Here is a 26304-nt window from a genome sequence, read left to right on the forward strand (position 1 = left end):
TATTTAAATTTTTCAAATAAAAAATTGATTTATAGTTATTTAACTGTTATCTTTGGTACAAATTAAAATACAATATAATGCAACAAGGAACAGTAAAATTTTTTAATGAAACTAAAGGTTTCGGATTTATCACTCCATCTAATGGCGATGCCGAAATTTTTGTTCATGCTTCAGGCTTAATCGACAACATTCGCGAGAATGATACCGTAAACTACGATGTAGAAGAAGGTAGAAAAGGCCTTAACGCGGTAAATGTTAAAGTAGCTTAAGAAAACTCGAACACATAAATCGTTAAAAAGTCCCGATGCAAATCGGGACTTTTTTTATGTCCAAAATTTTGAATAAAAGTGATTAATCGGCTAGAATTTTGTAATATTCATTAACAAATGGTTTGAGGGATTTGGTAATATTATCCGTAAAGAAGTTTATCAGCAGGCCTTGTGGAGCATTTAATAATTTCATATACGTTAAAATCTGCGCTTCATGAATAGGTAGTAATTGTTCAACAGTTTTCAGTTCTACAACAATGCAATCATCTACCAAAAGATCGACTCTGAGGTCAACGTTGATTAGCAGGTCATCATATTCAACAGGTACTAATGCTTGTTTTTTTCTTGATGTCCATTCTTTTCTAATTCATAACTTAAGCATTTTTCGTATACGCTTTCCAGTAGGCCAGGGCCTAAGTACTTGTGCACGCGAATGGCGTAGCCAATTATGTCATAAGACAATTGTTTCACTTCCTTTTTTGTCATCGTTTCTAAGGTTATAATTATTAATAATTGATACCATAGGGATGATTTTCATGATTATTATAAAAATAAATATCGTCAATTTTAGGTTGGTTGGTATAAATGATTTAAAATTAAAGATCAATATGTTATGATTAAAAGGTTTTAACCATTAAGGAGATAAGGACATTTAATGTAATAAAATACCAAAATGCAATTGTAAAACTTAATGCCTTAATGCTTCAATTTTTTATGGTGAGTAAAGAATTTTGAAGTTTATTTAACCATTAAGGAGATAAAGATATTTTTAACGTAATAAAATACCAAAATGCAATTGTAAAACTTAATGCCTTAATGTTTCAAATTTTTATGTGAGTAAAGAATTTTGAAGTTTATTTAACCATTAAGGAGATAAGGACATTTTTAATGTAATAAAATACGAGAATGCAATTGTAAAAACTTAATGCCTTAATGTCTCAATATTTAGGCTAAGTAAAGAATTTTGAAGTTATTTAACCATTAAGGAGATAAGGACATTTTTAATGTAATGAAATACGAAAACGCAATTGTACAACTTAATGCCTTAATGTTTCAATTTTTTATGGTGAGTAAAGAATTTTGAAGTTTATTTAACCATTAAGGAGATAAGGACATTTTTAATGTAATGAAATACGAAAACGCAATTGTACAACTTAATGCCTTAATGTTTCAATTTTTTATGGTGAGTAAAGAATTTTGAAGTTTATTAACCATTAAGGAGATAAGGACATTTAATGTAATAAAATACCAAAATGCAATTGTAAAACTTAATGCCTTAATGTTTCAATATTTAGGCTAAATAAAGAGTTTTGAAGTTTATTTAACCATTAAGGACTTTTTAATGCATCAAAATACCAAAACGCAATTGTACAACTTAATGCCTTAATGTTTCAATATTTAGGCTAAATAAAGAGTTTTTGAAGTTATTTAACCATTAAGGAATTAAAACCTGCGCACAGTATAATCAGTGACTTTTTACCGTTAAGGACGCATGTTATGAAAGTTATATATCTAGAATACCTTTCGCAAAACCTTTAAAAAGTGAGTAATTCTTTCAATTTATTTCGTTTCTGACTTAGAATGTTTCTAAATAAATGTTTTATCGCCCTTTTGTCATAATCATTTATAAACTGAACTCATAATTAGATACTTTTGCAAGAAATTTAGATATAAATCCTAATCAAATGAGTGGTTTCGGAAATGCTCTTTCTTCATCAATAGGAAAGAAATTCATTATGGGTATTACAGGTATATTCCTGATACTTTTTTTAATTGTACACTGCGGTATTAACGCATTAATTTTTATTAACGATGGTGGTTTAACCTTCAACGTTGGTGCTCACTTTATGGCAACCAACTGGATTATCAGAGCTGGTGAGATCGTTTTGTTTATCGGATTATTGGTGCACATTTTCCAGGCTTTGAGGTTGACATTGGAAAATCGTAAAGCAAGGCCAGTTAGGTATGCGGTGAATGATGGACAGGCAAACAGTAAATGGTATAGCCGTTCTATGGGCCTGTTGGGTACATTATTACTCATCTTTTTAGTGATTCATTTGAAAGATTTTTGGGTCGTTTCCCGTTTTACCGGAATCCCAACAGTTGATGCAAACGGACATGAGGATTTGTATGCAGTGATGAAAGAAAAATTTCAGGATCCGGTACGCGTAGTCATTTACATTCTATCTATGTTTTCTCTGTGCTATCACTTATTGCATGGTTTCGCTTCGGCTTTCCAGACAATGGGTTGGAATCACTCCAAATATAACGGTATCATTAAGGGAGCTAGTGTTTGGTATTCAATCATCATTTCAATTCTGTTCGCATTGATGCCAATTGCAGTTTACACCGGTTTAATTAATTAGTTTTAGCACAAAAGAGATATGTCAGATATTAATTCAAATATACCAGAAGGCGAATTAACCAGTAAATGGACAAAATTTAAGTCTTCTGTGCCGTTGGTTAATCCATCGAACAAAAGAACTATTGAAATAATTATTGTTGGTTCAGGTTTAGCAGGCGCTTCGGCTGCAGCTACTCTAGCCGAAATGGGTTATAAAGTTAAATGTTTTTGTTTCCAGGATTCACCACGTAGGGCGCATTCTATTGCAGCTCAGGGTGGAATCAACGCAGCAAAAAATTATCAAAATGATGGCGATAGTACTTATCGTTTATTTTATGATACGATTAAAGGCGGCGATTATCGTTCCCGCGAAGCCAATGTGCATCGTTTGGCTGAGGTAAGTGTAAATATTATCGATCAATGTGTTGCCCAAGGTGTTCCTTTAGCGCGTGAATATGGGGGCTTGTTAGATAACCGTTCATTCGGTGGTACACAAGTTCAACGTACTTTCTATGCTGCGGGTCAAACTGGTCAGCAGTTATTATTAGGCGCTTATTCTGCTTTAGAACGCCAGATAGGTATGGGTAAAGTAGAAATGTATACCCGCCATGAAATGCTTGAAGTTGTTAAGATTGATGGTAAAGCCCGTGGTATCATCGCCCGCAATCTAATTACTGGTGAAATCGAACGTCATTTCGGTCATGCAGTGGTATTAGGAACAGGTGGTTATGGAAACGTATTCTATCTTTCTACCAATGCAATGGGCAGTAACGTAACGGCAGCCTGGAAAGCACACAAACAAGGTGCTTACTTTGCAAATCCTTGCTATACACAAATTCACCCTACCTGTATCCCGGTTTCTGGTGATCATCAGTCTAAATTAACACTGATGTCTGAGTCGTTACGTAACGATGGACGGATTTGGGTACCTAAAAAGAAAGATGATGATCGTAAAGCTTCAGAGATCCCTGAAGATGAAAGAGATTATTACTTAGAGCGTCGTTACCCTGCTTTTGGTAACCTGGTTCCACGTGATGTGGCATCTCGCGCAGCGAAAGAACGTTGTGATGCAGGTTACGGTGTAGGTAAGTCTAAATTGGCTGTTTATCTTGATTTCAAAGCAAATACAGAACGTTACGGTAAAATAGAAGCATCTAAGTCCGGGATTCATAATCCTGATAAAGAAACCTGTATGCGTTTGGGTACTGAAGTAGTTAAGGCGAAATATGGTAACCTTTTTGACATGTATGCGCAGATTACGGGAGAAAACCCTTACGAAACACCAATGCGTATATATCCTGCAGTTCACTATACCATGGGCGGGCTTTGGGTTGATTATAACTTAATGACTAACGTTGAAGGTTTATATTGTACTGGAGAGGCGAATTTCTCAGATCATGGTGCAAACCGTTTAGGTGCATCTGCTTTAATGCAAGGTTTGGCTGATGGTTATTTCGTTTTACCGTATACAATTGGGGCTTATTTATCGAAAGAAATTTCTGTAAAAGCGATTTCAACGGATCATCCTGCATTTGTAGAAGCTGAGCAAAGAGCGAAAGATATTTTAAATACTTTAGTTAATATTAAAGGAACGAAATCTGTAGATCATTTCCACAAACGTTTAGGCCACATTATGTGGGAGAAATGTGGTATGGCCCGGAGTGAGAAAGGTTTGAAGGAGGCTATTGAAGAAATCAGGGCATTACGTGCTGAATTCTGGAGCAATGTTCGTGTACCGGGATCTGCTGATGAGTTGAATACAGAACTGGAAAAAGCCGGTCGTGTTGCAGATTTCATTGAACTAGGTGAGCTGATGTGTATTGATGCATTAAACCGTAATGAAAGTTGTGGTGGTCACTTCCGTGAAGAATATCAAACTGAAGAAGGTGAAGCTTTACGTGATGATGAAAATTATGCATACGTAGCAGCCTGGGAATTTAAAGAAGGTGTAAAATTCGAACTTCACAAAGAAGAACTGAAGTTTGAAAATATTAAAGTAGCACAAAGAAGTTATAAATAGCAGAGCGCATATTGTATAGAGTTTCAAAGCTCAATGCACCATGCTCCCCGCCTAAATCTCAATATCATGAGTACAGGAAATATGAACTTAACGCTAAAAGTTTGGCGTCAAAAAAATAACAAAACCGAAGGTGCTTTGGTGGATTATAAATTAGCCGGTATTTCTCCAGATATGTCTTTCCTGGAGATGTTCGATGTTTTGAACGAAGACTTAATCACTAAAGGTGAAGAGCCGGTAGTATTTGATCACGATTGCCGTGAAGGGATCTGCGGAATGTGTTCCATGTTCATCAACGGTCGTCCGCACGGACCAAAAGACCTGGTTACAACTTGCCAGTTACACATGCGTTCTTTCAAAGATGGTGATACCATTGTTGTTGAACCCTGGAGAGCAGCGGCTTTCCCTGTAGTAAAAGATTTAACGGTTGATCGTTCTGCATTTGACAGGATTATAGCAGCAGGAGGATTTATTTCAGTAAACACAGGTAATGCACAAGATGCAAACAGTTTACCTATTCCAAAAATGCAGGCAGATGCAGCTTTCGAAGCAGCAGCTTGTATTGGTTGTGGTGCCTGTGTGGCAACTTGTAAAAATGCATCGGCAATGTTATTTGCCTCAGCTAAGATTTCACAATTGGCCCGGTTACCTCAAGGCCAGCCAGAGCGTTACCGTCGTGTACAAAGCATGGTTGCCCAGATGGATGCCGAAGGTTTTGGGAACTGTACCAATACCGGCGCTTGTGAAGCCGAATGCCCTAAAGGTATTTCACTGGAGAACATTGCGCTTATGAACCGTGATTTCGGAAGTGCAAAATTCTTATCAGAAGAAGCACTTTAAAAAATATACTGTGCATTCAGCTTAACTGCTGAATCTTGAGCCTCAGACCTAGTTTGGGGCTTTTTTTGTTTTTAAAAAAAGTGCTCGTCAGTTCTCAAAAGATCCAAATACCTTACCACTTGTGATAATAGATATGTGGGAACGTTCATAATGTGGTTCTGAAATATATTGAAACGCATAGGGCGTTAATCAAAACATCTAAAATTTAAAGCCAACAAAATATAAGTTGTTGATTTGATAATAATCTTATGTCAGCATATCAAAAATTTTCTTTTTCAAAAATTATATTTTGTAAAATTTGTATATACATTAAATAATTTATAAATTTAGTCTTCCGAGACAGGAGAGAAAACATAAAACCCCGGCTATTTTTAGCAGGGGTTTTGTGGTTTATGGTTTCGAGTTTGTTAATTTTCTAATATGTTTAGCTCAGGGTAAAGTTGATAGCCATTTGATATTTTGTTGTAACTGGTCGGCCGTTGTTAAGGCCTGGATTCCATCTTGGTGAGAATTTTACTACGCGTAAGGCTTCATTGTCTGTTTCTGTAGAAAGCCCTTTCATTACTTTAATATCTGTTAATGTCCCATCTTTCTGCACATTAAATGAAAGGTAAACTTTTCCTTGTGTCCCATCTTTTTTTGCCTGAGCTGGATATTTTAGGTTCTTTGCTAAATAAGCATACATTTTGGTTTGTCCTCCTGGATATTCCGGATACCTGTGCATTGGCTTGGTAAGGTTTGCTTTTTGATCAGTACCTCTATTATTCAGGTTAAAGTTTACATTGATGTTGTACCTTACTCTAACTGGTTGACCAATAGCTATGCCAGGCTCCCACTTTGGAGATTTCTCCAATACACGCTTCGCTTCAGCATCTGTTTCTTTACTCAAACCTCGGGTAATTTGCACGTCAGTTAATTTACCGTCTTTTTCTACTATGAAAGAAGCAAATACTTTTCCTTCAGTTTTATTTTTTACCGCGATTTCAGAATATTTTATTTCACTACCTAAGTATTTATAAAAATTAGCGATGCCACCCGGGTACATGGGTTGTTTTTCTACAGATACAAAGTCATAAACTTTTTGTGCTTGCGCCGAAATACTAAGCAAGGCGATGCCTGTTAGAGCTAAAAATAGCTTTCTCATAATGATGGTTAAAATATGTTAAGGATTAATTAATTCTTTTCTGGATTCGGCATACTAACTTTAGTAGTGATAATGACCACGCCATTTTTTCCTTTTTCCTTATAAACGGAAGTAGCGGCTGAATCTTTCAAAACAGTAACTGATTCTACGTTATTGGGGTCTATTGCATCGATGCTTTTAACCTCTTGCCCGTTTAAAACATATAAGGGCTTGGCTTTTGGATCCCAATCTTTTTCGAGTAAGTTCCTTTTTATAATGGTAGATTTCGCGCCTGGCTGAAATTTAAAACCGTTTACTGTTGCATTAATGTTCAATCTGTTACTGTCTATTTCTTTGTTATAAATTCCCACAGGTACATTTTTAGTCTTAATTTCAATTACGCCATTAAGACCTTCAGTACCATACTTTTTTGTCGCAGAACTATCTTTCAAAACATTTACAGATTCTATGTTTTGCGGCGAAATGCCACTTGCGGCATCTAAACCTCTTAAATATTGTTTGTTTCCGTCAATTACAATTAATGGTTCCATTGCCTTTTGGTTAGGCGTTCGCTGAATTATTAAGGGGGATGTTTTAACGGAATCTGTTATTTGTGCTTTACTTTGGAAGGCCAGAGCCAAAGTAAGTGCCATCAATAACATCTTTTTCATAGTATGTTGTTGAATTTAAAATTTTTTGTTTACATCATCATAAGTCGATTTCTTTTCGATTGTCAATTCAATTTGATCAGGCTTTCTAAACAGACCGCTCTTTACCTTCTTGGTCGTGACAAGCAATACACCATCTTTTGCCTTTAAACCATAGAGATTAATGGCTGTATTGTTTTTTAATACGTTAATAGACTCAATGTCGTTTGGATTAATGGTATTTAGCGCCTTATTATCGACAGCCTTTACACCATCAATAATCAATAAACCATTAAAGTCGCCTGAATTTCCCTGGGTTTTAGGAGATCGTAAGCTCATCTTTGAAGTTGGATCTGTTTTCAGCTTTTCTTCATCTGATGTCAGATTGAAATTAACATTGAGATTATACTTTACCCTCACAGGTTCGCCATCTGCAATTCCTGGGTTCCATTTTGGCGATTCTTTTATAACCCTTACCGCTTCTTCATCGGTCCCACTTCCTAAACCCCGTGTGATTTGGACATCTGTTAATGAACCATCTTTTTCAACCACAAAACTGAGAAAAACTTTACCTTGCACATTATTCTCCTGTGCCATCTTTGGATACTTAATATTGCCACCCAGGTATTTATAAAACCGGGTTATGCCACCTGGAAATTCTGGCTGTTTCTCGATTGAAACGAAATCATATACTTTATCTGATTTTTTATTAGCGTTATCTGTTGTTAGGGGTTGTGAGTAGCTGATCACCGTAATGTCTGATAGTTTCTGATAATTTGGTAATGCTAAAGCTTTTGCATTTTGAATCCGGGCATCATTATTTGAAAGCTTAAATCCCACCTTTAACGTATATTTTCCATTTGGTAAATCTTTAAAACCTTTATACGATAATAGTGCCTTCATCACCTCCTCATCACATCCATCACCTAAATCTAAAACAGTGCTTACATTCGTTACTTTGTTATTTTGAAGCGTAAACTTGATTTGGGTATTTCCCTGGAGGTTATTTTTCCGAGCCTCGGAAGGATATTTTATTGATCCTCCCATAAAGCGATAAAACAGACTCCAGTTTCCGTTAAGTTTATCTGTTGGAGGACTTATGATACTTTTAGCAGATTCTTTATTAATCAAATCTGTCTTTGCAACCATATCCTGTACCACTTCAATAGGTCTCTCTAAAGGAATTTTATCTGAGAGGGCCATCAGTTCCTTATTTTTTCGAATGGTTGCCGAAGAGAAAACGATTAGAATCGCAAATAGTGGAATGAATACCCCATATTTCATGATTGCTGTTTTTTTGGATTTTTCCTTCTGCAGCATGAAAATTCTTTTTTTAATCAGTGATTGATCAAAGAAACCATTCGTTAATTTATTTGGAGAGATCCCAAAAGACTGGCTTAAAATCAACATCGCATATTCGGCTTTGTCGCCCTGAAATGCTGCTGCCTGCTGATCTGCTAAAAATTCGTGTATATTTTTAATCGATTTTTTATAAAGATAGATAATTGGATTTATCCATGTTAAGATGCCCAGTACCTCAAAGAATAAAATATCAACAGTATGCCATTGCTTAATATGGGCATCTTCATGCACATCAATTACATCCGCTAATGGCAGGTTTTTATCTATAATTTTTTGACTAAAGAATGAAAACGCTGAACCAGATCCGGCTGAATTAATTAAATTTTTAACTGCTAATAAGTTAAACACCAACCTCCCCAGGAAAAATAAAACACCGGCGCAATAGATAATAATAAAGGCATTTGTCCAGCTTAAAACAGATTTATCTTCCGTAACTATTGTAGCCTGTTGTAAAACTGTATCCCAATTAACAGAAGTATAAACATTTTTAGCGGCCTCCTGCTCTGTTATCCACTCGAGGCGGATAAAAGGTATGCATGCAGACAGTATGCCGGCTGCCACTAAATAAATGCGGTTCAGTATGAAATAGGTTTCTTTATCTAACAGCAATTTATAGAAGCCATAAAATACAATCAGATACAGGTTTACCTGTAGGAGGTAGTGGGCAAAACTCATTTTGGACTCCGTTTAATGTTATTGATCATCTTTAAAATTTCATCTACATCACTTAAATCCAGTTTCTCCTCTTTAACGAAAAAAGAGAACATGCTTTCCACTGAATTTTCGAAGTAATTGCCAAGAAGTTTCTCTGTAGCATGGCGTTTGTATTCTTCTTTGCTGATTAAAGGGTAGTACTGGTGCGCTTTTCCGAAAGCTTCATGGCCAATAAAGCCTTTAGTTTCCAGAATACGAATGATTGTTGAAACAGTATTGTAGGCTGGTTTAGGGATTGGTAACTCATCTATAACATCTTTAACAAATGCTTTTTCCAATTGCCACAGCACCTGCATAATCTGTTCTTCGGCTTTTGTTAAATCTTTAATTTCCATAATAATTTTCAAATAAATAGGGGTCAACAATAGTTGACATCATTAAAGTTATAACTAATTATTTAGTTATCCTAATGAAATTTGAAAATAAACAGATTTACTTCTAAACGAACTAGATGGTAATCAACTTGTTTTTGATGGCGTAAACCACTAAGCCTGTGCGGGATTTGATATTTAATTTAGCGAAAAGGGATTCCCGGTAATTGTCTACCGTACGCGGACTAACATTCATCAGGTCTGCGATTTCTCTGTAGGTGAGTTCGCTGCTGCAATGCTGTAGAAATGTTAACTCCCGGGCGCTGAAAACAGGCTTGGTATCGCCATCCTTAAGGGCCACCAGTAACCGGCCGGAAACTAAATCATTAACATAGAAACCTTTATCAATGATCGCCTTAATGGCAGTCAGAAGATCATTTGGAGTCGATTCTTTTAACATGTATCCGCCTGCACCAGCCTTTAACATGCCGATAATTGCCTTTTCATCTTCCAACATGCTTAAGGCCAGGATTTTTACATCAGGATAATTTTCTTTAGTCCATTTTGTAGCTGCAAAACCATCCATTATGGGCATGCTAATGTCCATTAAAATAAGTTGTACATCAGGATGATTTTTAATCTTATGCTGTAAATCCAGGCCATTATTTCCCTCAAATACAATTTCAATTTCATCAAACTCATCTAATAAACTTGCCAAACCTGAGCGGAAAAGCGTATGGTCATCAACGATGGCAATAGAGATAGACTGAGCGGACATAATTTAGGGATAGGGAATTTCGATTAGTATAATTGTGCCATTATTTGGCGACGAATTTAATATTAATTTTCCATTGATCATTTCTATTCTTTTGTAGATAGAATTTAATCCCATTCCGGCTTTGGATATCGTAGCTTGTTCGGAATCAAAACCAATGCCGTTTTCTTTAATATTGAGATGGAGCACTTTTTCCTTGTAAAAGGCATCGAAGGTTATCGCCGTAGCCTGGGCATGCTTAATAATATTATTAATAATTTCTTGTAAAAGTCTTAGAATAATAAGGTCTTTATCCGGAGATCTTTCTGTTACCCTAATGAGGCCATTATTATTTTCTATTTCATAAGCGCCTGTTTTGTTCAACCAGGTGATTTCCTGATCAAGCGCATATCCAATTCCATTTTCAACAACTTGTTCACCATGCAATAGCTTTGCCAGTTCCCGAATCTCTTTGATCGATTTATTGATTAATGTGAGGGAATTGCCGATTTTTTTTTCTGCCTTTTCACTGTCATTTAAATTTACAGAGTTAAGTGTTAAGGTAGTTAAGCTCAGCAACTGACCAATATTATCATGCAGCTCGGTGGCAATTGTTTGCATGGTTTGATCCTGCACTTCAATCCGGGCTTGCAAAATTTCTGATTCGAACTTTTGCTGCATGTGCTGTTTTTCCAAGCTATGATTTTTCTTATGCCTTGCGTACGACCTGATGTAAAGAATCAGAAATAGCGGCATCAATAAAAATATGAGTGTCGTAATTGCAATTAAGACTGCAATTTGCGTTGTTTGGCTCTGCATATGTAGCTGTAAATCCAGTTACTATAAAGGATAATATTGGTAATGTAGTAAATAAACAGGCGAAGTGGAATATGCTCAAATACCTTAACATTAAAAAGGCCATAGAAAAGATTTGTTGCCGTACCGCCGAAATAATAAAACAGCACCCCGTTTACCCACCAAAATTCAGGATGATATTTGAGATCGAGCGTTTCTTCATCATTTAAAAGCTTGTAGTAATAATAAAGGCAATATAAGACAAATGTTACAGACATTACGCTAACAGTGTTGTCATTAAAAATATCGTTATATGCGTGAATACCATTTTTAAAGGCAAAAATAGCGAAGACGGTGTAACTGATTCCAAGGCCGGTATAGATTATTGGCCTTGGATCAATATATTTTTTTAAACAATAATACATTCCGTAGGAAATAAACGCAATTTCAAACAATACGAAAGTATTATACAACCATAAGTTATGATGCCGTTGAGCGTACAGATATGATCCGCTTGCTTCAGCAGATAATGCAATAGCCAGATAGGCAATATTCACCTTCCAGAACGAAATCTTGTCCTTGAGAAGAAAGAATATTGCTGCAATCAGGCAGATTATTTCGGCAATAACAATAGGTTGTAAAAGAAACATAGATTATAATTCTACTCCGTCACACATAGTTGGACAAAGCGTTCCTCTATTTTGGATATCCTCTGTATCATCTTCATGAAGTTCCGTGAGTGCGCCCAGTCTATTGGTTTGGTTTGCGCCAAAAGTAGGCACTAATAATACGGTATTTCTGCCTCTATGGCTTACTGGTATTTCATCTTCAGATGCAGTGATATATTTTGCAAAGTATATTCTTAAGCCATCGTGTTTGCCATCGTTAATTTTTTGCGCAATTTCCAGAATTTGGTCTGCAGGAAACCAAACTGCTTTAGTATATGCCTGGTCATTGATGCTTTTGGCGTCTACCCCATAAGCACTAACCATTTCTTGCGCTATTACTTTATCGATAGGCGTCGATTTGTCTAATTCTCCCATTTTAATTGTGGTATATGATTTAAGTCTCTAAAGTCGTGATTTAGATGTTGGCAGGCAAGAGCATTTCCTAATTTTCAATACCGTAAAAACACCTTTTTATTTAGGGTGATTTATGCTACTCATAAATCAGTACAGGTAGTTACTTTTGAATTATAGAAGCCGTACAACATAATTAACGATATGATAAGCAACATTTCAATTCAGGAAAACAGTAGTTTGATCACTGATCGGGAAGTAGAAATTGTGCGTCTTTTATCGAACGGTTATAACAGTAAAGAAATTGGCGATATGCTCTTTATCAGCGAACATACCGTAAATACACATAGAAGAAACATGGTAAGAAAGCTTGATTTACGCAATTCCTATCAGCTCATTGTATGGGCCTTCAAGCAAAGAATTTTGCCCTTTTAATAAAAAGTAACGCTCTCCCTTTAACGCATCTCTCACTAAACAGCAAAGCCTGCCTTTTGATTAGAAATGATCAAAAAAGCAGGCTTTTGTTTAAAGAAGCATTTTTTAAGGTCTTGCAGGTTGCGGGCTTGGTAATTCCTTTCTCGGAATCTGTGCACCGCGTTGCGAAGTTTGGTAAACAAAAGCAGCAACAATAGTAGAAGATTGCTTTAAATCATCTTCAACCAAACGATCATAAGTATCCATATTACTGTGGTGTGTTCTGGTGTTATAATCAGCAGGATCTTGTATAAACTGAAAACCAGGAATTCCCACTGCATCAAATGCCTGGTGATCCGTACCACCAGTATTATTGATGGTTACGGTAGTGGCACCTAAATCATTAAAAGGAGTTAACCAGCTTTTAAAAACCGGTGCGGCGGCTTCATTTCCCTGTAGATAGATACCTCGAATTTTTCCGGTTCCGTTGTCTAAATTATAGTAAGCAGAAATTTTCTTTTGATCTGGTGTTAATACCATTGTTTTAGGATCGCCATAGTGTTTTGAAACATAACCTCTTGATCCGAATAAACCCTGCTCTTCTGAACTCCAAAGTGCAATTCTAATGGTACGTTTTGGTTTAAAATCTATCGCTTTTAAAATGCGTACGGCTTCCATCATTACTGCAGAGCCTGCCGCGTTATCAGTAGCGCCGGTGGCTGCATGCCATGAATCAAAGTGACCGCCAATCATCACTACCTCTTCTTTTAATTTTTTATCTGTACCCGGGATTTCTGCAATTACATTATAACCCTGAGGATCCTGATCGTAGAATGAAGTTTTTATATCTGCTTCTACTTCCACCGGTTTACCTGCACGCAATAAGCGTAAAATATGCAGGTAGTCTTCTGCCGCAACTTCTAATTCCGGAGATACCGGCTTTGCATCTAATGCATAAGATGCACCATTACTGGTGAAAAAAGTACCTTGTCCGCCTCGGGCATAAGTTAAAATTAAACCAACTTTTTCTTCTAAAAGTGCCGCACTGATTGCCGCCTGGGCCTGGCGTAATTTCATCATCTGTGCCATCCGATCGGCCATTGGTCCGCCAGCCGGGCGTTGTCTGCCAGCGTTTGCAGTTGGAGTGGCGGCCGCCATTTGTGCTAGTGTGCTATCCGCATATCTGGAAAAATCTGCTTTCGTTCCGCTGGTTAAGGCAGTTCCTCGATCCATCATCACAATTTTACCGGCTAACTTACCTTTATATTTTGCCAGATCGGCAACGCTGTCTGCTTTGATTAAAATTACTTCAGACCTGATAGGGCCATTGGTGCCAGGTGTCCATGCTTTGGGAGAAGCAATAATGGCGTGGTAGAAGGGAAGGGTTGTTGCCGCATAATATTTGTCTATTTGCCAGCCCTTACCGAAAGTTCCCCAGGCTTCGAGATGCGCATTCTTCAATCCCCAATCACTTAGCTGCTTGATGGCCCAGTTTTGTGCTCTTTTTAAGCCTGGTGAGTTAGATAGGCGAGGGCCTGCAACATCTGTCAGGTTGAAGGCTATGTCCATTGCTTTTGAGTTCTCAAGCCCTTCTTTTCTTATTTTTTGTACTATGGCTGCATCCGGGGTATCTTGTGCGAAACCGGCAAAGCAAAGCCCAATGGCGATTGCCGTAGTTGTAAATCTTTTGATCATATTTTTAAGGTTGGTTGATTTAGCTTAAAAATACGTTTTATCGCAATGCTTATTTATTTGCCATGATATTTTTACACGGCTACTTTCGGCCAGAATAGACAGTGAGCTGTTTTGGTTCTACTGGCCTGGAGCAACATTAATAGTGCAGGATCTGGTTATTTGATGCTTTTCTTAATCACAATGAAATAGCCTAAAATAAAAAGCACTGCTGCATAAACCAAACTGGTATAGATCTCTTGTGTAAAAATTGGAAAATCTGAGAGATTAGTTAATTTTTTAACTGCCTTACTGCTGTTTAAAACCAGTGATGGATGGCTATAAGGAATCAGGTAAGCATATTTCCATCCAACATTGCCTGTAATAATACCCATAATTGTACCAATAAAACCAATGCCCATGGGCTTTAAAAAGTCGCCCCAGATTAGGCTCAATATAAATTGAATGGATAAAATCCCTAATGAGGATAAGAAAAGTTTAAGGTAAAACTTTGCCAGAAGCAATGACGGATCAAACTGATTAAAATTGTATTTAGGTATCAGGAATTGCAATAAATGGCCGAAGGCAAAAGTGAGGGTGCCAAATAACAGCAGACATACAAATATCAGCATCAGCGCAAATAAATACTTGGCAGCGTAAATGGAAAATTTATGCAGAGGCTGTGCAAAAAGTGTTTTCCAGGTATCATTTTTATGTTCGATGTTGTTTACGGAAAAGGCCATAAAAATTACATAAAAAGGCAGAATTAATACGCCCATTACCCCCAAAGCAGCGCCAATATAATGTAACCAAAGTAACATTGACGGGTAATGCTGATTAATGATTTTTTCTGAACCACCGTAAAAACCTGAACTGATTAATCCGCAGATAATGAGCGGTAAGAGTATAGAAGCCCAAAAGGCGAGTGTTTTCCTTGATTTATAAAATTCGGATAAAAGTGAGATGTATAATGAGCGCATGTTAATTAGTTTTGGTAATGTCCAGGAAGAGGTTTTCCAGATCTTTTCGCTGTTGTGAAAGGCTGGTTACGGTAAAGCCGTTTTGTATAAGGAACGTATTAATTGTGCCGCTTTCTGTTTTAGATACGAACGGAACACTAATTTTTGAATCAGTTTTAGTCACAATTTCATATCCTTTTTCCTGAATTAGTATTGAAGCGCCCGCTACGTTGTTTACTTCAATTTCAAGCAAAGGTTTGTTCAGTAACTGAAGCTCCTGAATGGTACCCTGAAAGAGCAATTGCCCTTTGTTGATGATGCCAACATGCGTGGCGGTTCTTTCTATCTCAGCCAAAAGATGGCTTGACACCAAAATTGTTTTATTGTGTTTCGTTGTGAGTTCGATCATCAGGTTCCTGATCTCAATGATACCGTTTGGATCTAAACCATTTGTAGGTTCATCTAAAAGGAGTAATTTAGGATCAGAAACCAAAGCCAGGCCAATACCCAGGCGTTGTTTCATCCCCAGAGAATATTTACTTGATTTTTTATCTGCTGCGTCAGTTAAGCCAACTAAGGCCAACATTTCATCAGCTTTGCTTTTTTTTATGCCCAGAAGCAAGCAACGGTTAATCAGGTTTTCCTTACCACTAAGGTGACCATAAATTGCAGGTTGCTCTACTAAGGACCCGATTCGTTTAAGGATGGCGATCCGGTTACTGTTAATTTCTTTCCCGAAAATGAAAACCCGATCGGCAGGCGATTTCAACAGGTTTAGCAGAATTTTTATGGTGGTGGTTTTTCCAGCTCCATTCGGGCCAAGAAAGCCATAAATGCTTCCCTTTGGAACCTGTAGAGAGAGGTCTTTAACAATGGCCTGCCGACCGAAATTAAAATTTAGACCGACGGTTTCTATTGCGAAATTGCTCATTATTCTATTTGAAAATAGCTGTAGCCTGTTTCACAATAGCAGTAGAAGTTTTAGCTGGCTTTACCACAATCTCCGTATCATTTTGATTCGTGTTAACGGTAAGCGTTAAGATGATCATCATAAAAACCGGTAATAATAAAAGTAAGAATGGCGAGGTATTGGCTAATTTTTTCATAACAGTTAGTTTAATTTGAGAGGTGGTGAAAGCATCATCAGTAATTACTGTTTGATTTGTGAAGTTGATTGCTGATGAATTTTTCATGGTTGTTTTGTTTTGATGATTCAAAGAAACTGAAGAAAAGCAAGCTGCTAAAATCTATTATACCAAGTGTTCAAGATTATAGATCAACGGGTAATTTTGGCGTTGGTCGATAAATTTTGGCATTTGGACCGTTCGTAGAAAAAAAAAGCCAGTTGGTAGATTGTGTTGGGTTAAAAAGGAAAGTTTATTTACTTTGGATGCACAAATCGAAGGATAATACGATTTGTGATAAGCGAAGAATAATGACAAAAAGCAAAGGCCCGATTATATTGCACGCATTGTACTGGGCAGTTATATTAATCATCATTGCAGTAAGTGTCTTTTTTGATTCTGATACCAAGAATATAAAGCACTTTCTATTGTCGCTTGTGTTATTCGGAATCATTAATGTTTCACTTTTTTACATTAATTACCTGATTCTCATTCCTCAATTTATTAAAAAGAAGAAGAAATACTTTCTTTATATCTTCATTTTTATCATCCTTCTAGGCGTAACGGCATTTATCAAAACTGCAATTGCAGTTTTGAATCCGAAAGAAATGATGGAGTATATGATGGAAGGGAAGCGAAAAACTATTACTGCTGACCAATATTTCTTCGCACAATTATTTCTATGTGGTTTTTTTCTTGTTTCCAGTTGCCTGATCAAAATTGCTGCAGATTGGTTTGCAAATGAACGCATTCAGCGTAACCTGGAAAGTGAACGACGGGAAATGGAACTCCAGTTTTTAAAGTCTCAGTTAAACCCTCACTTCCTTTTTAATTCATTAAACAATATTTATTCACTTGCTTATCAAAAATCAGATAAAACTGCAGATGCAATTATGAAGCTTTCGGAGATTATGCGTTACATGATTTATGAAAGCAATACGCCGACAGTTGCGTTGAGTAAAGAAGTTGATTACCTTACAAATTACATTGAGTTACAAAAAATCAGATTTAAAGATGGTGCCTACATTGAACTTACTTTAAACGGCGAGATAGATGATCAAAAGATTGTTCCTTTGATGTTGATCTCATTTGTGGAGAACGCTTTCAAGCATGGTGTAGTAAATGATCCGGAGCATCCTGTTAAAATAAACATCATTGCCAATCAGAAAATACTTCATTTCAGTGTAATTAATAAGAAGAATAACCAGAATAAAGATGCACAGGGTGGGGTGGGCCTCACCAATGTAGAAAGAAGATTACAGTTAGTTTATCCGGAGAGATATAAATTAAATGTTGTAAATTCGGCTACTCATTACACCTGCGAACTGATGATTGACATTTAATTCGGGAACCAAACACCAGCGGATTTTTTAAAAATCATTGATTAAAACTATAAACTTAAAATGAACTTAAACTGTATTGTTGTTGATGATGAGCCTTTAGCGCTCGATATTCTGCAAGATTATATTTCTAAAGTACCTTTCTTAAACTTCGTTAAAAGGTGCGAAAACCCAATAGAAGCTCTGCAGATTGTTCAGGCCGGGGGGATTGATCTGGTTTTTCTGGATATTCAGATGCCAGAGCTTACCGGAATCCAGTTTTTGAAAATTGCAGGTAACAAGTGCCATTATATATTAACAACTGCTTACCCGCAATATGCTTTAGAAAGCTACGATCTCAATGTCTCTGATTATCTTTTGAAGCCAATTGCCTTCGATCGTTTTTATAAAGCAGTAGAAAAAGTTCACAATCAATTTAAACCGGTTGAAGCACCGGCAAGTGTGGCGCAACCTATTGTTACTCCTGCACCGTTTTCGGCTCCGGTAAACCCCATTCAGGATTATATTTTTGTAAAAACGGAACATAAAATCCAAAAGATTTACTTACACGATATCCTTTTTATTGAAGGATTAAAAGACTATATCTCTATTTTTACGAAAGCTGAACGCGTAATTACCCTTCAAAGTATGAAGAAAATGGAAGAAGCCTTGCCGCAAAGTCAGTTTATCCGGGTGCACAAATCTTACATTATAGCGGTAGACAAAATTGAAAGCATTGAACGAAGCAGAATCACCATTAATCAGAAAATTATTCCGGTTGGAGATACCTATCGTGATGAATTTTTCAGGGTAATCGGGAATAAGAATATTTAGTCCTTAGTCGATAGTCTCCAGTCTTAAGTCTGTAGTTCGGAGTTTAGACTAGTAATTGATCTTGACAGCTGATACTCCAATCCTGATCAATGTGGCGCTAACCCAGATTCCCCGTTTCCTGTTCCAGTACTTTTCTGATTTCGGCTTCCACTTCTATTGTGATTTCGTTAGCCGTTTTATCGCCAGGTTCTATGGGTTGTAGCACCGTCCATTTTAATGCGTGGCCAGTGGTGAGTGGGAACATTCCAAAACGAACAATTTTCCAGGAATTTTCTATTGCAATAGGTACAATCAATGCATTTGGAACAGCCTTTAATATTGTAGCAATTCCACCAAACTGAAATGTCTTAACCTTTCCGTCTTTTGCTCTGGTACCTTCAGGGAAAATAACAGTACTCCAATTATTTTCTTTCATCCGGCGACCAAGCTTAATAATTTCAGAAATTGCTTGTTTATTGTCTTTTCTGTTGATGTTTGCGCCACCGCCTAATCTTAAATTTATAGAGATGGATGGGATGCCCTTGGTAAGCTCTATTTTAGAAATAAACTTTGCACTGTGCTTTCTTAAAAACCAGATTAGTGATGGAATATCATACATGCTCTGGTGATTTGCTGCAAAAATAATTGGCCTGTCTGTTGGAAGATTGAAGTCGTTTTTAAAAGTAACCGAATTCAGTAAAAAGACCTGACAATAGGTTAGAAAGAAATTAAGGATATCAACCGAAACCTTATGTGCTTTGTAGCCAAAAAACCTATAGCAAACCCATTGTATCGGGTGGAAAATACACAACGTTAAGGCAAAGAAAAAATAAAAAACAGGACTTAAAATATATCCGGTAAGCTTGCTCATTTGATTAAAATTAATGCAGCAAAGGTAATCATTAGATGTCGCCGTTTAAAATCATCAGCTTTACTTTCATAATGGCAGCAACGCTCACTGAGTCGGTAATTTCGCCATTTAATACCATTTGATAAGCATCCTCGAAAGGTAATTTTTTAACCACAAGTTGCTCAGTCTCCTCGGGCATTGCTATTCCCTGGATCAGGTCTGTAGCTAAGTAAATAATATTCAGCTCATCGCTTACCGAATTGGAGAGGTGCATGCGCTGAATTTCTTTCCAGTTTTTAGCACTCAGGCCGGTTTCTTCCAGTAATTCTCGTCTGGCGCTGTCCAATGGGGCTTCATGAAAGGGACCACCGCCTTCGGGAATTTCCCAGCTATAAGCTTTTAAAGGAAAACGATATTGACCAACCAACCAGGTGTTTTGCGCTTCATCGAGTGGTAAAATGCCAATGGCGAAATTTTTGAAATGAACTTCCCCATATATCCCGGTGCCACCAGATGGATTAATCACTTGATGCTCGGTAACCCGAATCCAGTTATTATCATATTTAACTTCACTTTCGAGCGTTTTCCAGGGGTTTTGATCTTCCATGGCGCAAGATAATGAATATCATTTTCTGATGGAATAAGTGGCAAACAAAAAAGGCTTCGAATTTTTCGAAGCCTTTTTATTTAGAATGATCCTTCATCAGGACGATTATCCTGCTGATCGTCTTTTTTCGGTTTCTTCACATTATTGAAGGTTGTTTTTCCGAAGCGGTAAGAGAAAGTTAAATTACCCATCGTTCCCTGCATCTGGCGTTCAAAATCAACAATTGTAAAATTATCTTCTGTTGTCATGCTCCATCTTCTGGTGTTAAACATATCCCTCACATTAAAACTCAATGATGCTTTTTTATTAGGGAAGTCGTATTTCGCACCACCATCAATTCCATACATGGCATTCCGTTTACCCTGTGCCATAACTTCGGGTGCACGGTAATCTCCACGAACCTGTACTGATAGGTTTTTTACCACGGTTAAGTTTGCCGTCAAGTTCGCATTCCAGCTAAAGCCGCTACTATTAGGAATATTAAATCTTTCATCACCATCAAATTTAGCCTGGTAAAGGTTTACGTTGGTGGTGAAATTAAGTGCCTTTACCAAATCAAAACGGCCAATTAATTCTAAACCACTATTAATCTGACGTGATAAATTTTGAGGTGTTGAGGTAATAATGCCGTTAACTGGTGAACTTCTTACCCGTTGGATAACATCATTGGTTTGGCGGAAATACAAACTGGAAGTTAAAGTTACTTTTTTCCAGTATTTGCTATAACCCAATTCAAAGGAGTGAACATCTTCAGGTAACAGGTTCGGGTTACCACCTCTGTAGTTATATGGATCAGAAACATCCAGAAATGGATTCGTATCCCATGGTCGTGGGCGGTTTACACGGCGTGTGTAACTCAATTGCACCTGATTATCACCTTTTAACTTTTGTGTTAAAAAAATACTTGGGTACAATCTTTTGTAGTGAATGTTACCTTCACTATTTGTTAATACATTATTGGTATATCCTTGTAAGTAAGTATCCAAACGTGCATCTTCACCTCTTAATCCAACCTGGTACCCAAAATCTTTAATCTGGTTTTGATAGTTTAAATAAAGTGCGTGTACCTGATCTTTGCTGTTAAAATCATTGATCAGCCTATTGTCCTGAATATAAACCTGGGTGTTGGTAGGAATAAAATCAGCATACTGATTGTTATCTCCCAGGCGGATCTGGCTGCGGTAGCCCGCTTCAATTTTACCTGCTTTGCCTACAGGAAGGGTATAATCCGTTTGGATATTATAATTGGTATTATCGCCGGTATTAAAAACGCGTTGTTGCCCCAATGTTTCATTAATATCTACCCCATTACGACTGGTGGTATTGGTTATGTAATTCTGATCATTGTTATTAGTACCATAAGCGTAACCAAAATTGAACGATAATTCTTCTTTTGGCTTGCTAAATTTCTGTACGTAATCTAAGTTTAAATCATAGCTATTTCCATAACCATCATTTTTATTGGTTTGGTTACTTTGCAAAAGCGGGTTTTGTGTTTTGCCGGTTTGCATAATGTTGATCACCTCATCCCTTTCATTTTCTCTGGAATTAAAACCACCCGAAAAGCTGATTACGCTTTTAGGCGCCAGGTAATAATCTAAACCTGCTTTTGCATTATGCCCTTTTTCTAAAGAAGTAGACCTGGTAGCCTGGTTAGTAAAGCCGATAATACTGTCAGCCTTGTAAGTGATGTCCTGAAAACCTCCGCCAACACGGTTTCCATAGCGGTAGCTATAGTTTCCATAAATATTTACTTTGCTATTTTGAAAACTTAAATTGGTGTTTGCATTATAATTGTCGCGGTTACCGGCTGTAATCGCTGCTGAACCATTAAAACCTAGTTTAGTATTTTTCTTTAGTACAATGTTGATAATTCCCGATTGACCTTCCGCATCATATTTTGATGATGGATTGGTGATGACTTCCACACTTTCAATAGAGCTTGCAGGGATTGAAGCTAAAATCTGTGCTACGTTTCCTCCGGCAATTAAGGAAGGTTTACCATCAATTAAAACCCTAACGCCCGAAGAACCGCGTAAACTCACATTGCCATCCATATCGGTAGAAACTGAAGGTACATTCTGCAATAAATCGGTTGCCGAGCCACCTTCACTAATTACACTTTGATCCACAGAAAATATTTTTTTGTCAATGCCCATTTGCATACCCTGCTTTTGGCCGGTTACCGTTACTTCACTTAAAATATTTCCTTTAGCGGCATTCATTTTAATATCGCCAAAATTCAAAGTTCCGGTTGCTGCGGTAATTGCGATGTTATCTCTTACCATGGTTTGGTAGCCAACAAAACTGATTTTAAAAGTGAAGTTTCCCTTTGGTAAATCAGCCATTACAAATGCCCCGTTCAAATCGGTTTGTGCTATTTCAACGTTCTTAGCAGTAGCTTTGTCTATTAAAACGGCAGTTGCAAAAGGAATGGTTTCTTGTGTTTTAGCATCTTTCAGCGTGCCGGTTATTTTCGCTTTGTTACCAGTTTGGGCAAAAAGATTAAAAGTTAAACTTAAGAGGAGGAGGACTATTGGTATTGTTCGTGATTGTAAAAGTCTCATTAAAAATTAAAATTTGTGTGTGTTTTGTAAAGGGAGACAAAGTAACGGCAACTTAGTTTAATTAGAGTGGCGTAACTATTTTATTACAGCCGTTTTAGCGTAATATTTTTGTGAGCCTCTCGAGGGGCAATAGCCTGAAAATATTACTGGTTTGCAGTCTAAGCCTTTCATTAAAATGTTACTTTTGTTCATCATGAAGAAAATATTAATTGTTGATGATCTACATCCTGTTTTTAAAGAACGGGCTATTGAAATGGGCTATATAGTTGATGACGAACCTCAGATTACGCGCCAGCAAACGCTGGAAAGGATTAAGGATTATGTAGGAATTGCCGTGCGAACTAAGTTTAGAATCGACGCTGAAATTTTTGCTGCTGCTCCGAATTTAAAGTTTGTAGCCAGAGCTGGTGCGGGCCTGGATAATATAGATGACAAGATTGCCCTTGAAAGAAATATTGTACTGATGAATGCGCCGGAAGGTAATTGTGATGCCGTTGGTGAACACGCTACCGGCTTGCTTTTATCATTGATGAATAATTTCCGCCAGGCAGATCAGCAGATTAGAAACGGGATATGGAATCGTGAAGGAAACCGCGGTTATGAATTGAAAGGTAAAAAAGTAGGCATTATTGGCTACGGTTTCATGGGGCAAAGTTTTGCTAAAAAACTTGCGGGCTTTGAGGTAGATGTAATGGCCTATGATAAGTATAAAACCGGTTTTAGCGATGCTTTTGCGCGCGAAGTAAGCATGGAGGAAATTGTTAAACACAGCGATGTATTGAGTTTACATGTTCCTTTAACCGCTGAAACAAAACTAATGGTAGATGATGAATATTTCTTTCATTTTAAGAAACCTATTTTCTTTATTAACACTGCAAGAGGGGAGATTGTGAGTATCCGGGCGGTGTTAAACGGCATCAATGCTGGGAAAATCTTAGGAGCTGGCTTAGATGTTCTGCAAACGGAGAAGTTTCCTGCATTGGGCGAACAAGCTTGGTATAATGAACTGAAGAATAATGATCAGGTGATTTTAACCCCACATGTTGGCGGCTGGACATTCGATTCGTACCGGAAAATTTCAGAGGTACTGGCCGATAAATTACAAAGGTTTTTGTAGTTGCTGTTGAATTAGGACTGAAGAATTAAGTTCTGATTGTATTTATTTCTGTTCTCATTCTAAATTAAAAACAGTTGCAGTTACCGCTTAGAATTCAAACCTAATTTCCTAAATTGGGTTACAAAATCTAACTAAATTTATCATGCCGAAAGATCATTTATATTCAACAACAGTTACCTGGACGGGCAATAAAGGCTCTGGTACAATGGATTACCGCTCATACGATCGCGATTACGTAATTTCTGTAAATGGAAAAGCGGATATCAATGGCTCATCAGATTCTGCTTTTTTAGGCGATAAATCTAAGTATAATCCAGAGGATTTATTATTGTCATCCATCTCCAGTTGCCACATGCTTTGGTATTTGCACCTGTGTTCTACAAATAATATTGTGGTAATTGATTATAAAGATGAAGCGGTAGGTATAATGGAAGAACGGGGGGATGGTAGCGGGAAATTTAGAGAAGTTACTTTACATCCTAAAGTTTTAATTGCCGATAAAGCACATCTTGATTTGGCTGAATCATTACATACAGAAGCGAATAAAATGTGTTTCATTGCAAATTCATTGAATTTTCCAGTTAAGCATGAACCCGTTTTTACAGCAGAGAACAGTTAACAGTTTTCAATTTTACAGTTGGCAGTGTACGGTTTTCAATTTACAGTTAGCAGTGTACGGTTGGCGCTTCAAGTTAAATTTTAGTTTTTAGTTGGCCGTTCTGATTGAACTGCCAACTAAAATGGTGTTAATTTACAACAGCCATATTATCTGCTGGTGTTGCATCCATAAAAATGCCGCCATCCAGCGCAATACTTTTTATGGCTTTACCGTTGTTTTTAACCACTACAGAAGCAGATTTCTGATTGTTTTTCCACACCTCTGGTGTATAGTGAATGCGATTTTCTTTTCCATCCTGATAGGTAATTACCAAATCAAACGGAATAGCGAAACCACCAACATTCTTCACCACTACAGGAGCATTGGCCATTTTACTGCGTTTATATTCCAGTTTTAAATCGATATAGTTATTGGTGAAAAACCAATTCTGGAAAAACCAGTTTAAATTTTGCCCTGAACCGGTATTCATGGAATTAAAATAGTCCCACGGAATAGGATGTTTACCGTTCCAGGTATTCATGTAATGATGCAATGCTTTTTTGAAGGTTGCATCGCCCAGCATATCTTTTAAAGCCAGATAAGATAAAGATGCTTTCCCGTAAGCATTATTTCCATAACCCGCACCAGAAACCTGATCAGACATTGAAATAACAGGTTGATCTTCTTCTGTAGATTTATCTTTGATGTACTTATCTACGCGAAATTTTTTATAAAAATCATCTGCAGCTTTTTTGCCATTTTCGGCAATGCCGATTAAATATTCGAATGTAGTCGCCCAACCCTCATCCATGTAAGCATAACGCGTTTCGTTGATGCCCATATAGAAGGGAAAGTAAGTGTGTGCCACTTCATGATCTTGCACCAACTGTGCAAAAACAGGATCTCCGAAGTTGGAATCGTTCACCATCATTGGATATTCCATATCTGCAAAACCCTGAAAAGCAATCGTTTTTACATAAGGGTAAGGAATGCCTGGCCAGTTATTCGAAAACCAGGATAAAGCGTTGATATTGTACTTAACAGAATTGAGAAAATCCTTTCCGGTACTCGCACTGTAAGCGGCTTGTGCACTTGCCCTCCGGCCGGTTTTTGAATCGACCACTACACTTCCGCCATCCCAGACATAGTGATTGCTTAAGGCAAAAGTCACATCAGTAATATGATCTACTTTAAATTTCCAGGTATTCCAGTCTTTTTGCGTAGTTACTTTTCCGTTTTTCAATTCGTCTGCTGTAGCAATATGAACAATTTCATCCGTATCGTATGATTTTTTTAAACGGGCAGCGATCTCCGGCTGTAAAACTTCATCTGGATTTAAAAAATCACCAGTGGCATAAACCACATAATTTTTTGGTGCTTTAACAGAGAAAATATAATCGTTAAAGTCGTTATAAAATTCGGCTCTATCGGTATGTGGAATGCGATCCCATCCATTATAATCGTCATAAACAGAAATTCTCGGATAGCTGTAGGCAACAAAAAAAGAATTTGGATCAATTTGCCCTTCGCGGCCACTTTGTTTAGACAATGGGTAATCCCAATCAATTTTTACAGTAATTTTTGATTTCGGCTTTAAAGGTTTTTTTAATTTGATACCTTCTACTGTGCCCCAATCTTTGCTGTCGATTTTATAAGTGTCACCATCCACAGAAAATGACGAAATATTTAAACCACTTGATAGGAAATCTTCACTCACCGAACCACTACGCGGAGCAGTTGGCTTATGTAAGTTATTTACGAAACGAATGGCTAGTGTTTTTAGGGTATCGTTACTATTGTTACTGTAAATAATTTCTTCTTGTCCGCTTACCACTTTAGTTTCAGCATTTACCGTAATATCCATGTTGTACTTTCCATGGTTTTGCCAATAATTTGGGCCCGGCTGGCCACTCATGGATCGCGTTCCTTTTTCGTAAGCTGCTTTGATATTTCGTGGCATATAAAGCTCTTGCGCTGAAACAGCATAACCACCCAGGCCAATGAGCAGGGCGATGGAAAATAATTTTTTCATTTTTCTGAATAATTTTGCTAAAAATATAAATAATGAAT

At 37.2% G+C, this 26304-nt stretch carries 25 protein-coding genes and 1 pseudogene; 9 read left to right on the forward strand and 17 right to left on the reverse strand.

Annotation, left to right across the window (positions count from 1 at the left end):
• The first annotated feature begins 77 nt into the window (after positions 1-77).
• Positions 78-269, forward strand: coding sequence for a cold-shock protein (locus GJU39_RS12505; RefSeq protein ID WP_010599638.1), 192 nt, complete (start codon positions 78-80; stop codon positions 267-269).
• An 82-nt stretch (positions 270-351) separates the two neighbouring features.
• Here the strand turns inward: GJU39_RS12505 and GJU39_RS24290 are convergent.
• Positions 352-755: pseudogene (locus GJU39_RS24290) on the reverse strand (GxxExxY protein).
• 1199 nt (positions 756-1954) lie between these two features.
• Between GJU39_RS24290 and GJU39_RS12515 the strand changes: the two are divergent.
• The 3 genes from GJU39_RS12515 to GJU39_RS12525 all read left to right on the forward strand — a co-directional run bounded on the left by GJU39_RS12515 (position 1955) and on the right by GJU39_RS12525 (position 5470).
• Positions 1955-2635: a succinate dehydrogenase cytochrome b subunit gene (locus tag GJU39_RS12515; protein ID WP_154281136.1), complete on the forward strand. Its 681-nt coding sequence runs from the start codon at positions 1955-1957 to the stop codon at positions 2633-2635.
• 18 nt (positions 2636-2653) lie between these two features.
• Complete coding sequence (locus GJU39_RS12520) at positions 2654-4633, forward strand: fumarate reductase/succinate dehydrogenase flavoprotein subunit (protein WP_154281137.1); 1980 nt, start codon at positions 2654-2656, stop codon at positions 4631-4633.
• Between the two features lie 66 nt (positions 4634-4699).
• A complete protein-coding gene (locus GJU39_RS12525) occupies positions 4700-5470 on the forward strand; it encodes a succinate dehydrogenase/fumarate reductase iron-sulfur subunit (RefSeq protein WP_154281138.1) in 771 nt (256 codons plus the stop codon).
• 424 nt (positions 5471-5894) lie between these two features.
• Here GJU39_RS12525 and GJU39_RS12530 read toward each other — a convergent pair whose 3' ends face one another.
• The 8 genes from GJU39_RS12530 to GJU39_RS12565 all read right to left on the reverse strand — a co-directional run bounded on the left by GJU39_RS12530 (position 5895) and on the right by GJU39_RS12565 (position 12219).
• A complete protein-coding gene (locus GJU39_RS12530) occupies positions 5895-6614 on the reverse strand; it encodes an energy transducer TonB (protein ID WP_154281139.1) in 720 nt (239 codons plus the stop codon).
• A 29-nt stretch (positions 6615-6643) separates the two neighbouring features.
• Complete coding sequence (locus GJU39_RS12535) at positions 6644-7264, reverse strand: TonB-dependent receptor plug domain-containing protein (RefSeq protein ID WP_154281140.1); 621 nt, start codon at positions 7262-7264, stop codon at positions 6644-6646.
• 15 nt (positions 7265-7279) lie between these two features.
• Positions 7280-9277, reverse strand: a complete 1998-nt coding sequence (locus tag GJU39_RS12540; RefSeq protein WP_154281141.1) for a M56 family metallopeptidase — start codon at positions 9275-9277, stop codon at positions 7280-7282.
• Complete coding sequence (locus GJU39_RS12545; protein WP_154281142.1) at positions 9274-9651, reverse strand: BlaI/MecI/CopY family transcriptional regulator; 378 nt, start codon at positions 9649-9651, stop codon at positions 9274-9276. The genes GJU39_RS12540 and GJU39_RS12545 overlap by 4 nt, the downstream gene beginning before the upstream one ends.
• Positions 9652-9763: 112 nt before the next feature.
• Positions 9764-10405: a response regulator transcription factor gene (locus GJU39_RS12550; protein WP_154281143.1), complete on the reverse strand. Its 642-nt coding sequence runs from the start codon at positions 10403-10405 to the stop codon at positions 9764-9766.
• A 3-nt stretch (positions 10406-10408) separates the two neighbouring features.
• A complete protein-coding gene (locus GJU39_RS12555) occupies positions 10409-11077 on the reverse strand; it encodes a sensor histidine kinase (protein ID WP_167515683.1) in 669 nt (222 codons plus the stop codon).
• Positions 11078-11166: 89 nt separating this feature from the next.
• A complete protein-coding gene (locus tag GJU39_RS12560) occupies positions 11167-11826 on the reverse strand; it encodes a hypothetical protein (RefSeq protein WP_154281145.1) in 660 nt (219 codons plus the stop codon).
• A gap of 3 nt (positions 11827-11829) precedes the next feature.
• Complete coding sequence (locus tag GJU39_RS12565; protein WP_154281146.1) at positions 11830-12219, reverse strand: hypothetical protein; 390 nt, start codon at positions 12217-12219, stop codon at positions 11830-11832.
• A gap of 180 nt (positions 12220-12399) precedes the next feature.
• Between GJU39_RS12565 and GJU39_RS12570 the strand changes: the two genes are divergently transcribed.
• Positions 12400-12630, forward strand: coding sequence for a response regulator transcription factor (locus GJU39_RS12570; protein ID WP_154281147.1), 231 nt, complete (start codon positions 12400-12402; stop codon positions 12628-12630).
• A 105-nt stretch (positions 12631-12735) separates the two neighbouring features.
• On the opposite strand, the gene GJU39_RS12575 is transcribed toward GJU39_RS12570, so the two are convergent.
• The 4 genes from GJU39_RS12575 to GJU39_RS12590 all read right to left on the reverse strand — a co-directional run bounded on the left by GJU39_RS12575 (position 12736) and on the right by GJU39_RS12590 (position 16432).
• A complete protein-coding gene (locus GJU39_RS12575; protein ID WP_154281148.1) occupies positions 12736-14304 on the reverse strand; it encodes a M28 family metallopeptidase in 1569 nt (522 codons plus the stop codon).
• A gap of 155 nt (positions 14305-14459) precedes the next feature.
• Positions 14460-15260, reverse strand: a complete 801-nt coding sequence (locus tag GJU39_RS12580; protein ID WP_154281149.1) for an ABC transporter permease — start codon at positions 15258-15260, stop codon at positions 14460-14462.
• Between the two features lies 1 nt (position 15261).
• A complete protein-coding gene (locus GJU39_RS12585; RefSeq protein ID WP_154281150.1) occupies positions 15262-16170 on the reverse strand; it encodes an ABC transporter ATP-binding protein in 909 nt (302 codons plus the stop codon).
• Positions 16171-16174: 4 nt separating this feature from the next.
• Entirely contained in the window at positions 16175-16432 is a 258-nt protein-coding gene (locus GJU39_RS12590) for a hypothetical protein (RefSeq protein WP_154281151.1), read from the reverse strand.
• Positions 16433-16674: 242 nt separating this feature from the next.
• Between GJU39_RS12590 and GJU39_RS12595 the strand changes: the two genes are divergently transcribed.
• The gene (locus GJU39_RS12595) at positions 16675-17706 is read left to right on the forward strand and encodes a sensor histidine kinase (RefSeq protein WP_154281152.1); all 1032 of its coding nucleotides are present in this window, start codon (positions 16675-16677) and stop codon (positions 17704-17706) included.
• A gap of 60 nt (positions 17707-17766) precedes the next feature.
• Positions 17767-18516: a LytR/AlgR family response regulator transcription factor gene (locus GJU39_RS12600; protein WP_154281153.1), complete on the forward strand. Its 750-nt coding sequence runs from the start codon at positions 17767-17769 to the stop codon at positions 18514-18516.
• Between the two features lie 97 nt (positions 18517-18613).
• Here GJU39_RS12600 and GJU39_RS12605 read toward each other — a convergent pair whose 3' ends face one another.
• The 3 genes from GJU39_RS12605 to GJU39_RS12615 form a co-directional block, all read right to left on the reverse strand.
• Positions 18614-19366, reverse strand: a complete 753-nt coding sequence (locus tag GJU39_RS12605; RefSeq protein WP_154281154.1) for a lysophospholipid acyltransferase family protein — start codon at positions 19364-19366, stop codon at positions 18614-18616.
• Between the two features lie 31 nt (positions 19367-19397).
• A complete protein-coding gene (locus GJU39_RS12610; RefSeq protein WP_154281155.1) occupies positions 19398-19952 on the reverse strand; it encodes an NUDIX domain-containing protein in 555 nt (184 codons plus the stop codon).
• 80 nt (positions 19953-20032) lie between these two features.
• Positions 20033-22519, reverse strand: coding sequence for an outer membrane beta-barrel family protein (locus tag GJU39_RS12615; RefSeq protein ID WP_154281156.1), 2487 nt, complete (start codon positions 22517-22519; stop codon positions 20033-20035).
• Between the two features lie 193 nt (positions 22520-22712).
• Between GJU39_RS12615 and GJU39_RS12620 the strand changes: the two genes are divergently transcribed.
• On the forward strand, positions 22713-23636 hold the full coding sequence (locus tag GJU39_RS12620; RefSeq protein ID WP_154281157.1) for an NAD(P)-dependent oxidoreductase: 924 nt from the start codon (positions 22713-22715) through the stop codon (positions 23634-23636).
• A gap of 142 nt (positions 23637-23778) precedes the next feature.
• Complete coding sequence (locus GJU39_RS12625; RefSeq protein WP_154281158.1) at positions 23779-24255, forward strand: OsmC family protein; 477 nt, start codon at positions 23779-23781, stop codon at positions 24253-24255.
• A gap of 127 nt (positions 24256-24382) precedes the next feature.
• Here GJU39_RS12625 and GJU39_RS12630 read toward each other — a convergent pair whose 3' ends face one another.
• On the reverse strand, positions 24383-26266 hold the full coding sequence (locus GJU39_RS12630) for a M1 family metallopeptidase (protein WP_154281159.1): 1884 nt from the start codon (positions 26264-26266) through the stop codon (positions 24383-24385).
• Positions 26267-26304: the final 38 nt, after the last annotated feature.

Source organism: Pedobacter petrophilus, from assembly GCF_009674725.1.
Classification (GTDB): domain Bacteria; phylum Bacteroidota; class Bacteroidia; order Sphingobacteriales; family Sphingobacteriaceae; genus Pedobacter; species Pedobacter petrophilus.

Coding starts and splice junctions, on each gene's coding strand:
- GJU39_RS12505 (WP_010599638.1), top strand. CDS start 78: ATGCAACAAGGAACAGTAAAATTTTTTAATGAAACTAAAGGTTTCGGA.
- GJU39_RS12515 (WP_154281136.1), top strand. CDS start 1,955: ATGAGTGGTTTCGGAAATGCTCTTTCTTCATCAATAGGAAAGAAATTC.
- GJU39_RS12520 (WP_154281137.1), top strand. CDS start 2,654: ATGTCAGATATTAATTCAAATATACCAGAAGGCGAATTAACCAGTAAA.
- GJU39_RS12525 (WP_154281138.1), top strand. CDS start 4,700: ATGAGTACAGGAAATATGAACTTAACGCTAAAAGTTTGGCGTCAAAAA.
- GJU39_RS12530 (WP_154281139.1), bottom strand. CDS start 6,614: ATGAGAAAGCTATTTTTAGCTCTAACAGGCATCGCCTTGCTTAGTATT.
- GJU39_RS12535 (WP_154281140.1), bottom strand. CDS start 7,264: ATGAAAAAGATGTTATTGATGGCACTTACTTTGGCTCTGGCCTTCCAA.
- GJU39_RS12540 (WP_154281141.1), bottom strand. CDS start 9,277: ATGAGTTTTGCCCACTACCTCCTACAGGTAAACCTGTATCTGATTGTA.
- GJU39_RS12545 (WP_154281142.1), bottom strand. CDS start 9,651: ATGGAAATTAAAGATTTAACAAAAGCCGAAGAACAGATTATGCAGGTG.
- GJU39_RS12550 (WP_154281143.1), bottom strand. CDS start 10,405: ATGTCCGCTCAGTCTATCTCTATTGCCATCGTTGATGACCATACGCTT.
- GJU39_RS12560 (WP_154281145.1), bottom strand. CDS start 11,826: ATGTTTCTTTTACAACCTATTGTTATTGCCGAAATAATCTGCCTGATT.
- GJU39_RS12565 (WP_154281146.1), bottom strand. CDS start 12,219: ATGGGAGAATTAGACAAATCGACGCCTATCGATAAAGTAATAGCGCAA.
- GJU39_RS12570 (WP_154281147.1), top strand. CDS start 12,400: ATGATAAGCAACATTTCAATTCAGGAAAACAGTAGTTTGATCACTGAT.
- GJU39_RS12575 (WP_154281148.1), bottom strand. CDS start 14,304: ATGATCAAAAGATTTACAACTACGGCAATCGCCATTGGGCTTTGCTTT.
- GJU39_RS12580 (WP_154281149.1), bottom strand. CDS start 15,260: ATGCGCTCATTATACATCTCACTTTTATCCGAATTTTATAAATCAAGG.
- GJU39_RS12585 (WP_154281150.1), bottom strand. CDS start 16,170: ATGAGCAATTTCGCAATAGAAACCGTCGGTCTAAATTTTAATTTCGGT.
- GJU39_RS12590 (WP_154281151.1), bottom strand. CDS start 16,432: ATGAAAAATTCATCAGCAATCAACTTCACAAATCAAACAGTAATTACT.
- GJU39_RS12595 (WP_154281152.1), top strand. CDS start 16,675: ATGACAAAAAGCAAAGGCCCGATTATATTGCACGCATTGTACTGGGCA.
- GJU39_RS12600 (WP_154281153.1), top strand. CDS start 17,767: ATGAACTTAAACTGTATTGTTGTTGATGATGAGCCTTTAGCGCTCGAT.
- GJU39_RS12605 (WP_154281154.1), bottom strand. CDS start 19,366: ATGAGCAAGCTTACCGGATATATTTTAAGTCCTGTTTTTTATTTTTTC.
- GJU39_RS12610 (WP_154281155.1), bottom strand. CDS start 19,952: ATGGAAGATCAAAACCCCTGGAAAACGCTCGAAAGTGAAGTTAAATAT.
- GJU39_RS12615 (WP_154281156.1), bottom strand. CDS start 22,519: ATGAGACTTTTACAATCACGAACAATACCAATAGTCCTCCTCCTCTTA.
- GJU39_RS12620 (WP_154281157.1), top strand. CDS start 22,713: ATGAAGAAAATATTAATTGTTGATGATCTACATCCTGTTTTTAAAGAA.
- GJU39_RS12625 (WP_154281158.1), top strand. CDS start 23,779: ATGCCGAAAGATCATTTATATTCAACAACAGTTACCTGGACGGGCAAT.
- GJU39_RS12630 (WP_154281159.1), bottom strand. CDS start 26,266: ATGAAAAAATTATTTTCCATCGCCCTGCTCATTGGCCTGGGTGGTTAT.